General features: G+C 65.2%; 11 protein-coding genes. 7 read left to right on the forward strand and 4 right to left on the reverse strand.

Annotation, left to right across the window (positions count from 1 at the left end):
* Positions 1–29: 29 nt before the first annotated feature.
* The 4 genes from C667_RS06845 to cysT are packed head-to-tail and all read right to left on the reverse strand — an operon-like array spanning position 30 to position 3,838.
* Positions 30–959, reverse strand: a complete 930-nt coding sequence (locus tag C667_RS06845) for a CysB family HTH-type transcriptional regulator (RefSeq protein ID WP_004359228.1) — start codon at positions 957–959, stop codon at positions 30–32.
* Positions 956–2,059, reverse strand: coding sequence for a sulfate/molybdate ABC transporter ATP-binding protein (locus C667_RS06850; protein WP_004359230.1), 1,104 nt, complete (start codon positions 2,057–2,059; stop codon positions 956–958). The genes C667_RS06845 and C667_RS06850 overlap by 4 nt, the downstream gene beginning before the upstream one ends.
* A complete protein-coding gene (cysW, locus tag C667_RS06855; RefSeq protein WP_004359232.1) occupies positions 2,056–2,964 on the reverse strand; it encodes a sulfate ABC transporter permease subunit CysW in 909 nt (302 codons plus the stop codon). The genes C667_RS06850 and cysW overlap by 4 nt, the downstream gene beginning before the upstream one ends.
* A 1-nt stretch (position 2,965) precedes the next feature.
* The gene (gene cysT, locus C667_RS06860; protein ID WP_004359234.1) at positions 2,966–3,838 is read right to left on the reverse strand and encodes a sulfate ABC transporter permease subunit CysT; all 873 of its coding nucleotides are present in this window, start codon (positions 3,836–3,838) and stop codon (positions 2,966–2,968) included.
* A gap of 184 nt (positions 3,839–4,022) precedes the next feature.
* On the opposite strand from cysT, the gene C667_RS06865 reads away from it, so the two are divergent.
* The 7 genes from C667_RS06865 (at position 4,023) to C667_RS06895 (ending at position 12,253) form a co-directional block, all read left to right on the forward strand.
* Positions 4,023–4,283, forward strand: coding sequence for a hypothetical protein (locus C667_RS06865; RefSeq protein WP_004359236.1), 261 nt, complete (start codon positions 4,023–4,025; stop codon positions 4,281–4,283).
* 172 nt (positions 4,284–4,455) lie between these two features.
* A complete protein-coding gene (locus tag C667_RS06870) occupies positions 4,456–5,868 on the forward strand; it encodes a Fic family protein (protein WP_051174635.1) in 1,413 nt (470 codons plus the stop codon).
* Between the two features lie 107 nt (positions 5,869–5,975).
* Positions 5,976–8,108 (forward strand): type I restriction-modification system subunit M, encoded by a 2,133-nt coding sequence (locus C667_RS06875; protein ID WP_004359242.1) that lies wholly within the window; start codon positions 5,976–5,978, stop codon positions 8,106–8,108.
* Positions 8,105–9,193, forward strand: a complete 1,089-nt coding sequence (locus C667_RS06880; protein ID WP_039920924.1) for a PDDEXK nuclease domain-containing protein — start codon at positions 8,105–8,107, stop codon at positions 9,191–9,193. The genes C667_RS06875 and C667_RS06880 overlap by 4 nt, the downstream gene beginning before the upstream one ends.
* Positions 9,193–10,197 (forward strand): restriction endonuclease subunit S, encoded by a 1,005-nt coding sequence (locus C667_RS24325; protein ID WP_157302229.1) that lies wholly within the window; start codon positions 9,193–9,195, stop codon positions 10,195–10,197. Before C667_RS06880 ends, C667_RS24325 begins: the two co-directional genes overlap by 1 nt.
* Positions 10,198–10,266: 69 nt before the next feature.
* Positions 10,267–11,628, forward strand: coding sequence for an IS1380 family transposase (locus tag C667_RS06890; protein ID WP_004357889.1), 1,362 nt, complete (start codon positions 10,267–10,269; stop codon positions 11,626–11,628).
* Between the two features lie 190 nt (positions 11,629–11,818).
* Positions 11,819–12,253: a restriction endonuclease subunit S gene (locus tag C667_RS06895; RefSeq protein ID WP_004359247.1), complete on the forward strand. Its 435-nt coding sequence runs from the start codon at positions 11,819–11,821 to the stop codon at positions 12,251–12,253.
* Positions 12,254–12,288 lie beyond the last annotated feature (35 nt).

The following is a 12,288-nucleotide window of genomic DNA, read 5'->3' on the forward strand; positions in this document are numbered from 1 at the left end:
GCGGGCGCAGCCGACCCGGGCGGCGCCGTTCAGCCGGCGCCGCCGCCCACCGCCTCGGCCACCACGGCCTCGGTCAGCTCGGGTGCGCACAGTTCGATGAAGCGGTAGGCGAAGCCGCGCAGGTAGTGGCCGCGGCGCACCGCGATGCGGGTGACGTTTCCGGCGAACAGGTGGTCGCTGTCGAGCTTGCGCAGGCCCGGGTCGCGCGCGGGGTTGAAGGCCATCGAGGCCAGGATGCCCACGCCCAGCCCGAGCTCCACATAGGTCTTGATCACGTCGGCGTCGAGCGCCGACATCACCACGTCGGGCGTCAGCCCGGCGCGGGCGAAGGTCTGGTCGATGCGCGTGCGGCCGGTGAAGCCCTCGTGGTAGGTGATCACCGGGTGCGCGGCGATCGCCTCCAGGGTCAGCGGCTGCACCGCTTCGAGCGGGTGGCCAGCGGGCACCACCACCGCATGCTGCCAGCCGTAATACGGGAAGGAGGCGAGCTCCGGCACCTCGGCCAGCGCCTCGGTGGCCACGCCGATGTCGGCTTCGCCGTCGAGCAGCATATGCACGATCTCCTGCGGGCTGCCCTGGTGGAGCTTGAGCAGCACGCGCGGATAGGCGCGCTTGAACGCCGCCACCACCTTGGGCAGCGCGTAGCGCGCCTGGGTGTGCGTGGTCACCACGGTGAGCTGGCCCTGGTCGCGCCCGCGGTACTGCTCGGCGAGGTGCTTGATGTTGGCGGCGTCGAGCAGCATGCGCTCGACCATCACCACCAGCTCCTCGCCGGGCGGGGTGAGGCCGAGCAGGCGCTTGCCCTTGCGCACGAAGAGCTCGATGCCGAGCTCGTCCTCGAGGTCCTTGATGTTCTTGGACACCCCCGACTGCGAGGTGAACAGCGCGTTGGCCACCTCGGTGAGGTTGAAGCCGCGCCGTACGGTCTCGCGGATGATGCGCAACTGCTGGAAATTCATCGGGCGGCTCCGGCCGTCGTGGCGGCCTGTCGCGATTCGAACAGGCTCAGGTGCGAGGGTAGCAGGCGCACGGCCTGTCCTTCCGCGAGACCGAGGCGTTCGACGCGCTCGCGCGTGATCTCCACCTCGAAGTGCTGGCCGTGGGCGCCGTTGACGCCGTCGAGCTCGACGCGCGCGGTGATCCCGAAGGCCAGCACGCGGCTCACCCGCGCCGCGATGCCCTCGCTGGCGCCGGCGTCGGCGTCCACCACGATGTCGAGCTCGTGCGGGCGAGCGAAGGCGAGCACCTCGGCGCCCTCGCCGAAGCTGCCCGCCTGTCGCGGCAGGCGCGCGTCGCCGACGCGCAGGCCTTCGCCGTCCACCCGGCCGTGGAACAGGTTCACCGCGCCCAGGAAGCCATACACGAAGGGCGTCGCCGGGCGGCGGTAGACCTCTTCCGGCGTGCCGATCTGCTCGACCGCGCCCTGGTTCATCAGCACCACGCGGTCGGCCACCTCCAGGGCCTCTTCCTGGTCGTGGGTGACGAAGATCGAGGTGACGTGCAGTTCGTCGTGCAGCTTGCGCAGCCAGCGCCGCAGCTCCTTGCGCACCTTGGCGTCGAGCGCGCCGAAGGGCTCGTCGAGCAGCAGCACGCGCGGCTCCACCGCCAGCGCACGGGCGAGCGCGATGCGCTGGCGCTGGCCGCCGGAGAGCTGGGCGGGGAAGCGGTCGGCGAGCCAGTCGAGCTGCACCAGGTCGAGCAGCGCGTGCACCTTCTCGGCGATCTGCTTCTCCGACGGGCGCTGCGCGCGCGGCTTCATGCGCAGGCCGAAGGCGACGTTGTCGAACACGCTCATGTGGCGAAACAGCGCGTAGTGCTGGAACACGAAGCCGACCTGGCGATCGCGCACATGGGTGCCCGAGGCGTCCTCGCCGTCGAGCAGCACCTGCCCGGCGTCGGCCGATTCGAGCCCGGCGATCACGCGCAGCAGCGTGGTCTTGCCGCAACCCGAGGGGCCGAGCAGCGCCACCAGCTCGCCGGTGGGGAAATCGAGCGACACGTCGTCGAGGGCGACGAAGCTGCCGAAGCGCTTGTGGATGTTGCGAACCTGGATGCTCATGACTGTCCTTCGTGAAGGTCTTGGTGTGCGTGGGCGGCGCGGTGCTCGATCCAGGTCTTGATGCCCAGGGTCACCAGCGCGAGGAGCGCCAGCAGCGAGGCCACCGCGAAGGCGGCGGCGAACTGGTACTCGTTGTAGAGAATCTCGACGTGCAGCGGCAGCGTGTTGGTCTCGCCGCGGATGTGGCCGGACACCACCGACACCGCGCCGAACTCGCCCATCGCGCGCGCGTTGGTCAGGATGACGCCGTACAGCAGGCCCCACTTCACGTTGGGCAGGGTCACGTACCAGAAGGTCTGCAGGCCGCTGGCGCCGAGCACCACCGCGGCTTCCTCTTCCTCCTTGCCCTGCGCCTGCATCAGCGGGATCAGCTCGCGGGCGATGAAGGGGAAGGTGACGAACACGGTGGCGAGCACGATGCCGGGTACGGCGAAGATGATCTTCACGTCGTGCTCCGCCAGCCACGGCCCGAACCAGCCCTGGGCGCCGAACAGCAGCACATAGACCAGGCCGGCGATCACCGGCGACACCGAGAACGGCAGGTCGATCAGCGTGATCAGGAAGTGCTTGCCGCGGAACTCGAACTTGGCGATCGCCCATGCCGCGCACACGCCGAACACCAGGTTCAGCGGCAACGCAATGGCCGCGGCGAGCAGGGTCAGGCGCAGCGCCGACAGCGCGTCGGGATCGATGAGCGCGGTGAGGTAGGTCTCCCAGCCCTTGCGCAGCGCCTCGACGAACACCGCGATCAGCGGCATCAGCAGGAACACCGCGAAGAACGTGAGCGCGGTGCCCAGGCTCAGCCACTTCACCAGCGGCGTCTCGCGCGTCGCCGCACGCGCCTCGAAGCGCGTCTGGCCGAAGCTGCCCGCCGTGTTCAGGCGGAGTGTGGTTGCGCCGGCCATGTCAGCGGTCCCTCCCGGTACGTTTGGCGGTCCATGCCTGCAGCCCGTTGATGACCAGCAGCAGGGCGAAGGACAGGATCAGCATCACGGTCGCGATCGCGGTGGCGCCGGTGTAGTCGTACTGCTCGAGCTTGGTGATGATCATCAGCGGGGTGATCTCCGACACCATCGGGAGGTTGCCGGCGATGAAGATCACCGAGCCGTATTCGCCCACCGCACGCGCGAAGGCGAGCGCGAAGCCGGTCAGCAGCGCCGGGAATACGATCGGCAGGATCACGTGGCGGAAGGCCTGCCCGCGCTGCGCGCCGAGGCTGGTGGCGGCTTCTTCCAGTTCGGCGTCGAGGTCCTCGAGGATCGGCTGCACCGTGCGCACCACGAAGGGCAGGCCGATGAAGACCAGCGCCACCAGCACGCCGAGCGGCTTGAACGCGACCTGGATGCCAAGCGGCTCGAGAAACTGGCCGATCCAGCCGTTCTTGGCGTACAGCGCGGTGAGCGCGATGCCGGCGACCGCGGTGGGCAGGGCGAAGGGCAGGTCGACCAGGGCGTCGATCAGCTTCTTGCCGGGAAAGGAGTAGCGCACCAGCGCCCACGCCAGCATCAGCCCGAACACCGCGTTGATCGCGGCGGCGAGCAGCGACATGCCGAAGGACAGCTTGTAGGAGGCGACGACCCGCGGCGCGGTGACGACGTCCCGGAATTCAGCGAAGCTCAGCTCGGCCGTCTTCAGGAACACCGCGGCGAGCGGGATCAGCACCAGCAGCGACAGGTAGGCGAGGGTGTAGCCGAGCGTCAGCCTGAAGCCGGGCAGCACGCGCAGGCGCGGCGGCGCGCTCGGGCGGGGAAAGGGGGAGGCCAGGGTTGCGGTGTTCATGATCGATGCCGTGGTACGCGAATGGCTTCGAGTCTAGATTCCCGCCTTATGGACGAAAAACAATAAAAACAGCGTTGCTTATGCGATTTCCTGCAGTGCGCCGAGCGCGGACGCTTTGCTCACGGTGCCGCGGCCAAACCGCCGCGCCGACTACAATGCAGGCCGTGATCGCGGAGACGGGCGCTTGACGGATTTCATCGGACATTTCGTGCTGGCATTGTTGCTGGTCGTGCTGCTGCGCGTGCTCTACGCCGTGTGCGCGCTACTCGTGCGCACCCGCGACGGCGGCAACATCGCCTTTGCGATCGCGCTGCCGGCGGGGCTGCTCTACATCGTGGTGCGCAACCCGGTGCCGGTGACGAGCTGGGCCGGGCTGGGGGCCGGTGTGACCCTGGGAGCGGGTCTGTTGCTGGCGGATGCGTTCAGGAGGCGGCGTCGATCCTGAAGAGGCGTGTGCAGCGGACAAGACGTTGCCGCTTGACTGAGCAGCGGCTTGCGAAGCGTTCTGCTGCATCGGCAACGCGCTGGGCATCTGTTCGGAATGGCGCACTGCTTGGCATGTCGCGCCAATAAAGATAGTCTTCTGGCGCAATATTTGTTTAGTGCGCCAGAACGCCATGCCAAAAAAACTGCCTGCAGATCTCGATGAACGCATTGAAGCGCTCATCGCCCAGCACCCCGACGGAATCGGCACCGACGCGTTGCACGCACTGCTCGCGGAGGTGGTCAGCCGCCGTACGCTGCAGCGACGACTGGCCGGATTGGCTGAGGCGAACAGGATTTCGACCTGCGGCGCTGGCCCCGGCTTGCGTTACCGGCAGCCCGACGTTGCCGGCGTCGAGCTTCACGAGACCGCTTCCACGTCCGCCGCGCCCGGTGACGACAATGGTCTCGAGTTGTCGCCCGCAGGCGAGGAGATCCGGCGCTACGTGCGCCAGCCGCGCCAACAGCGTACCCCGGTCAGCTACCGGCAATCCTTCCTGGAGCAATACACGCCAAACCTCACGGCCTATCTCCCGGAGCCCTTGCGCGTGCAGTTGCACCGGCTTGGCCGCCCGGGCACGGCAGAAATGGGTGAGGCTCCTGCCGGGACTTTCGCCCGCGACATCCTCAACCGCCTGTTGATCGACCTCTCATGGGCCTCGTCGCGTCTGGAAGGCAATACCTATTCAAGGCTCGATACCGAGCGACTGATCGAACACGGCCAGGCCGCGGCCGGCAAGGATGCACTGGAAACCCAGATGATCCTCAACCACAAGGCGGCCATCGAATATCTGGTGCGCGATACCGAGCACGTCGGCGTCGATCCGGAAACCATCATCGCCCTGCATGCCTTCCTGTCGGACGGCCTGATGCCCGATCCGGCGGCCTGCGGTCGTCTGCGTGTCCGGCCGGTGGAGATCGGCGGCAGCGTCTATTTGCCGATCGCCATGCCCCAGCGCATCGAGGAACTGTTCGGGGTCGTGGTCGAGATGGCCGCCGAAATCCGCGATCCCTTCGAGCAGTCCTTCTTCCTGATGGTGCATCTGCCCTATTTGCAGCCTTTCGAGGACGTCAACAAGCGGGTCTCCCGACTCGCCGCGAACATTCCCTTCATCCAGCACAACCTGTCCCCCTTGTCCTTCCTCGATGTGACCGGGGCGGACTACATCGAGGGCTTGATTGGCGTGTATGAACTCAACCGGATCGAGCTGCTGCGCGACATCTTCGTGCGTGCGTACGAGCGTTCGTGCCAGCAATACCTTGCCGTGCGCCAGCAACTGGTGCCGCCGGACGCGCTGCGGCTGCGCTATCGGAACCAGTTGACGATGCTCATCGCGGCCGTCGTGCGTAGTGGCGCCACGGCGGACACGGCAAGGATCCGCGCCCTGGTGCCGGACGCCGTAGCCGCCGAGGACCGGGAGCGCTTCATCACGCTGGTTCGGGAAGAGTTCATGAGCCTGCATCCCGGAAATGCCATCCGTTTTGGACTGCGGCCGCTGGAGTATGCAGCTTGGCGTGCGGCGAATCCGGATGGCGAACCTCATTGAACCGGCGCAATGACCGTTGGGAGCGCTCCAGGTAGACTCCCGCCGCTCCGGTGCGCCCTTGCAGCCATCGCCGCGCAACCGACCCCTCCGCATTCCAGGACGCACGCATGAGCGCCAGCTTTCAACAACTCGCCAACTTCATCTGGTCGGTCGCCGACCTGCTGCGTGGCCCCTACCGCCCGCCGCAGTACGAGCGCGTCATGCTGCCGCTGACCGTGCTGCGCCGCTTCGACGCGGTGCTGGCGCCCAGCAAGGAGGCCGTGCTCAAGCGCCACGCCGAGCTGAGCGCGAAGAAGATCGCCAACAGCGACGCCATCCTCAACAACCTGGCCAAGGATGAGCACGGCAACCCGCTGGGCTTTCACAACCACAGCCAGCTCGACTTCCACAAGCTCAAGGGCGACCCGGACAACATCGGCCGCCACCTGGCCGACTACATCGGCAACTTCTCCGAGAACATCCGCCGGATTTTCGAGCGCTTCGAGTTCGACAAGGAGATCGAGAAGCTCGAGGAATCCAACCGCCTCTACCAGGTGGTCGCCCGGTTCGCCGAGATCGACCTGCATCCGCGCAGGGTCGACAACATCACCATGGGCCTGGTGTTCGAGGACCTGATCCGGCGCTTCAACGAAGCCGCCAACGAAACGGCCGGCGACCACTTCACCCCGCGCGAAGTCATCCAGCTCATGGTCAACCTGCTGCTGGAACCCGACACCAGCGTGCTCACCCAGGCTGGCGTCATCGTCACCATCTGCGATCCGTCCTGCGGCACCGGCGGCATGCTGGCCGAGGCGCAGAACTGGATTCGCGCCCACAACGAGCAGGCCACGGTCAAGGTGTATGGGCAGGACTACAACCCGCGCTCCTACGCCGTCGCCGCCTCCGACCTGCTGATCAAGGGCCAGCGCGACAGCCGCGTCGAACTCGGCAACACCCTGAACGACGATCGCTTTGCCGACATGCCCTGGTTCGACTACCTGCTCGCCAACCCGCCCTTCGGTGTGGACTGGAAGGCCGAGAAGAAGGTGATCGACCGCTGGCCCGACTTCCGCGGCTACAGCGGCAAGCTGCCGCGGATCAACGATGGCGCCTTGCTCTTCCTGCTGCACATGATCAGCAAGTTTGCCGACTACGCGCCCGGCAACAAGGACTTGCCCGGTTCGCGTGCGGCGGTCGTCTTCAACGGCTCGCCGCTGTTCACCGGCGGCGCGGGCAGCGGCGAGAGCGAGATCCGGCGCTGGATCATCGAGCGCGACATGCTCGAAGCCATCGTCGCCCTGCCCGAGCAGATGTTCTACAACACCGGCATCGGCACCTTCATCTGGGTGGTCAGCAATCGCAAGGCCGTCCACCGCAAGGGCAGGATCCAGCTCATCGACGCCCGCGAGCGCTACACGCCGATGAAGCGCAGCCTGGGCGACAAGCGCCGCTACCTCGATCAGGCCGCGCTCGACGCCGTCACCCGCGAACACGGCAGCATGGCGCACGGCGACACCAGCCGCGTGTTCGACAACGCCGACTTCGGCTATCGCCGCATCACCGTGCTGCGCCCGCTGCGCCTGCGCTTCCAGCTCACCCGTGATGCGCGCGAGCGCTTCCTGAATGCCTGCCCCGAGCTGTTCGACGCCCTGCAGGCCGTGCGCGACGCGCTCGGCGACGAGGCGCGGCCGGACTGGAACCAGGCCTGGGACGTTGTGCAGCAGGTATTCAAGGACCTGCCCGATGAGGTCGAGGGCTGGGCCAAGGGTGCGAAGGGGACGGCGCAGAAGAAGATCTTCCGCGACTGCTTCACCACCGTGGATCCCGAGGCCGCGCCGGTCATCGCGAGGCATCACAAGATCGAGCCGCTCGACCTCGCCGCCTTGTTCCCCGGCCAGACGCCACCGGCCGGCATCACCAAGGATCCGCTCTACGCCTTGCTTGGCCTGCACGCCGAGGGCAAGGGCAAGTACATCGAGTACGAACCGGACCCGGCGCTGAAGGATGCGGAAAACGTCCCGCTGAAGGAGGACATCGTCGGTTACGTGCTGCGCGAGGTGCGCCCCTATGTGACCGATGCCTGGATCGACCGCGAGACGCTGGACGAGCAGGACGGCGGCATCGGCAAGGTCGGCTACGAGATCAACTTCAACCGCGTGTTCTTCCAGTACCAGCCGCCGCGCCCGCTGCACGAGATCGACGCCGAGCTGGCGGAGGTCGAGAAGGAGATACTGGACTTGTTGCGGGAGGTGACGGAGTGAAGCCCGCCCCTACCTTCGGCCAGTTGGTCGAGCGGATTCAGACAGCCCACCACGAGTTGGCGATCCAGGCAGGCCGGGCGGTCAACATCAGCCTGACCCTCCGCAACTGGTTGATCGGCTGCTACATCGCGGAGTACGAGCTGAACGGCCAGGATCGGGCGCACTATGGTGACCGTCTGTTCAGTGAGCTTGCTGACGCGCTCCAGGCCTTGAGCAACTGCAACCGGCGTCAGCTTTACCGCTATCGGCGCTTCTACGACCTTTACCCGCAGATTGTGGGGGCGCTGTCCCCACAATTTCGCGAGTTGTCCCCGCTCTCCACCGAGGAGATTGTGGGGACGGCGTCCCCACAATCTCCAGGCGGCGCGCCGGACCTGGTCGCCAGGCTCAGCTACAGTCACTTCGATCAACTGGTGGACATCACGGACGCTACCAAACGCAGCTTCTACGAGGTCGAGTGCATCCGTGGAAACTGGTCGGTGCGCGAGCTCAAACGTCAGATCGGCAGCCTCTACTACGAGCGCTCCGGCCTGTCGCTGGATAAAAAGAAGCTCGCCGAGCTGGCCCAGCACGGCGCCGAGCCGCAGGCCCTGCTGCCCATCCGTGACCCGTACATCTTCGAGTTTCTTGGCCTGAAACCCGCCGAGGTGATGAGCGAGTCCCATCTGGAAGCGCAGCTCACCGAAAAGCTGCAGGCCTTCTTGCTCGAACTCGGCCACGGCTTCTGCTTCGAGGCGCGGCAGAAACGCATCCTCATCGGCGATGAGCATTTCTTCGTCGATCTGGTGTTTTATCACCGCATCCTGAAATGCCATGTGCTCGTGGAGCTGAAGCTGGAAAAGTTCAGCCACGAGAACCTCGGTCAGCTCAACACCTACGTCAACTGGTACCGCCGGCACATGATGACCGAGGGCGACAACCCGCCGGTCGGCATCCTGCTGTGCACCGACAAGAATCACGCCCTCGTCGAATACGCCTTGGCCGGCATGGACAACCAACTGTTTGTGTCGAAATACCTCCTCGAACTGCCGCAGAAGGAAGAGATGCAGCTGTTCATCGATGAGCAGTTGCGGGAGGTGGGGTAATGAGCCACCAAAAGGAATCCATTGCATCGATTAGGTGGTTCGGTCTCGTACCCAGCGGATGGGTCACCTATCGGCTGAAGCAGGTAACGATTTCTGTAACGTCGGGGGTCAGTGTCAATGCTTCGGATGCTGGCGCAGAACCGCATCAGTTCGGGGTGTTGAAGACGAGTGCAGTTTGTGGTGGCAAGTTCTTTCCCGAGGAGAATAAGACCGTATGGGAATCCGAGGCTGATCGACTGGCGTGCCCAGTCACACGTAACTCACTGATCATGAGCCGGATGAATACCCCGTCGCTTGTTGGGGAGAGCGGCTATGTGGCGCAGGATTTTCCGACGCTCTTCTTGCCAGATCGGCTCTGGAAGTTGGTCTTCGACAACGAGACCGTATTCACTCCCTACATATCTCACGTCTTGTCCTCTTCAGGAGCAAGGCAGGCTTTGTCATGCATGGCAACGGGCACTAGCCCGAGTATGAAGAACCTGTCGATCGAGGAAATGGGGAACTTGCCGGTGCCGCTACCCGCGCTAGACGAACAGAAGCTCATCGCCGCCTACCTCGACCGCGAAACCGCCCGCATCGACGCACTGATTGCCGCCAAGGAGCGCATGCTGGCGCTGCTCGAAGAAAAGCGCGCTGCCCTCATCAGCCGCGTCGTCACCTGCGGCCTCGACCCCAACGTCCCGCTCAAACCCTCCGGCCAGGAATGGCTGGGCGAGATTCCGGCGCATTGGAAATTGGAACGGTTGAAGTTCCACTTACTTAACATTGAGCAAGGCTGGTCACCACAGTGTGATAGCTACCCGGCCGAGCCGGATGAATGGGGCGTTCTGAAGGTCGGTGCAGTCAATAGCTGGACATTCAACGCACTAGAGAACAAGCGGCTTCCCAATGACGTTGAACCGCTATGTGAATACGAAATCAAGCCGCGTGACGTGCTTATGAGCCGGGCGAACACCGCCCAGTTGTTGGGCAGCGTTGTTTACCCTGAATCCGTGTTCGCTTAGCCGGAAATCCAGCCTAACGCATTGATGTAATTGTATAATTACGCATCCGAGCCTTTCACCCAACCGACCATGCCGCGCTTCGAAGTCAAGCAATCCGCCAAGCTCAATCTGACGTCCTACTCGGGCCTGGCGTTGATCGGGCAGTGCTGCCAGGCGGCACAGGTCGAGGCGGTGATCGACCCGAGGCTGCCGGTGTCGCAGGGTATGCGGAGCTCGGACCTGGTCAAGTCGGTGGTGGGGCTGCTGAGCCTGGGCAAAAGCGACTTCGAGGCGATCGAGCCGTTTCGCGGCGACCGCTTCTTCAAGGAAGCGCTCGGGCTCGCCAAGGTGCCCGGCAGCGTGTGGATGCGCCAACGGCTCGATGCCCGCGCGGCCGAGCTGCGCGAGCTGACCGACGAGCTGAGCCTGCGCCTGCTCGAGCGCACCGAGGCGCCGATCACGGCGCACAAGGGCTACGTCTGCGCCGATCTGGACACCTTCGTGATGGACAACTCCGACACCAAGAAGGAGGCGGTCAGCCGCACTTACCAGGGCGTCGATGGCTACACGCCGATCGCGCTGTACCTGGGCAACGAGGGCTGGAACCTCGGCCTGGAGCTGCGCGCGGGGTCGCACCACTCGGCGCTGGAGACCGAGTATTTCTTCGAGCGCGCGTTCCCGCGCCTGCGCCGGGTGTGTGCGGCCGATGCGAAGCTGCTGTGGCGGGCCGACAGCGGCTTCGACAGCGCCCGGCTGCTGTTCGCGCTGGCCGACGAGCGCGATCGCTGGGCAGCGCTGGGGCGTTCGTTCGACTACCTCACCAAGTGGAATCCGCGCCGTCAGGACAAGACCGCCTGGGTGGACCGGGCCGAGGCCGCCGGCGTCTTCGAGGAAGTGCGCGCGGGCAAGCGGGTGGGGCTGCTGGACCTGAAGATCGACCGTGCCTGGAAGAAGGCCAAGCGCACGCTGCGTCTGGTGGTGCGGGTGACCGAGCGCACGATCGACAAGAAGGGCCAGCACCTGCTGACCCCCGAGATCGAGATCGAAGGCTGGTGGACCAGCCTCGAAGTGGCGATGGCCGACGTGATCGAGCTCTACAAGCACCACGGCACGCACGAGCAGTTCCACTCCGAGATCAAGACCGACCTGGACCTCGAGCGCCTGCCCTCGGGCAAGTTCGACACCAACGACGCGGTCATGCATCTGGCCGCGTTCGCCTACAACTGCCTGCGCCTGATCGGCCAACTCGGGCTGACCGGCGAGCTCTCGCCGATCCGTCACCCGGCCAAGCGCCGACGCATCAAGACAGTGCTGCAGGAGGTGATGTACCGTGCGGCGAAGTTCGTCGAACACGCCCGCCGCCTGGTGCTGGACTTCGGACGCGGCGTCGCCGCGCATGTGAAGGTGTTCACCACGGTGCAGGCGCGACTGTGCGCGGTGGCTTCGCCGTGATGCAAATCCGACGGCCGAATTCTCCGAATCGAGGCCATTTCGCTGCGGCGAAAGGGCGACGGCCGCGTGGGAGCAGGAAAATGACGTAGCGCACCCCCCGTAAGCCCGGCTCGCCGGGCCTCCGGGCCGTGAAAGGACGGTGCTCGGGGCTGCGGTGAGCTGAGATTGGGAGTCAGGCAGCAGAAAAATCATGCGCTGGGGCTCGCGGAGCGGGTACGCGCTGAAGACAACACGGATTCAGGTTTACGTGAAGGGGATTTCGTCGAAGCTTCTTCTATGCGACAAGATCTATCGCCTCAATATCAATGATGACGAGCTAGACCGGGAATTCCTTGTCGCGTTCTTGCGCGCCAGCACAGGCCGCTATCAGCTTGAGCGCGAGGCATCCGGAACTAGTGGGTCTATGCAGAATATTGGCCAGGACACTGTTCAGAACGCGTGGGTCGCGATTCCACCACTTAACGAGCAAAAGGAGATTGCCCGTCATCTCGCCGAATCTAGAGCGGAGACCGAGGCGATGGATGCAGCTCTGCGCCACTCCATTAATCTACTGCTTGAACGCCGCGCCGCGCTCATCACCGCCGCCGTCACCGGCCAGATTCCGCTGGAGGAGATGGGCGCATGAAATTCGAGACCTTCCAGGCCGGCCGCTGGCAGCCG

The organism is Thauera phenylacetica B4P (genome assembly GCF_000310225.1).
GTDB lineage: Bacteria > Pseudomonadota > Gammaproteobacteria > Burkholderiales > Rhodocyclaceae > Thauera > Thauera phenylacetica.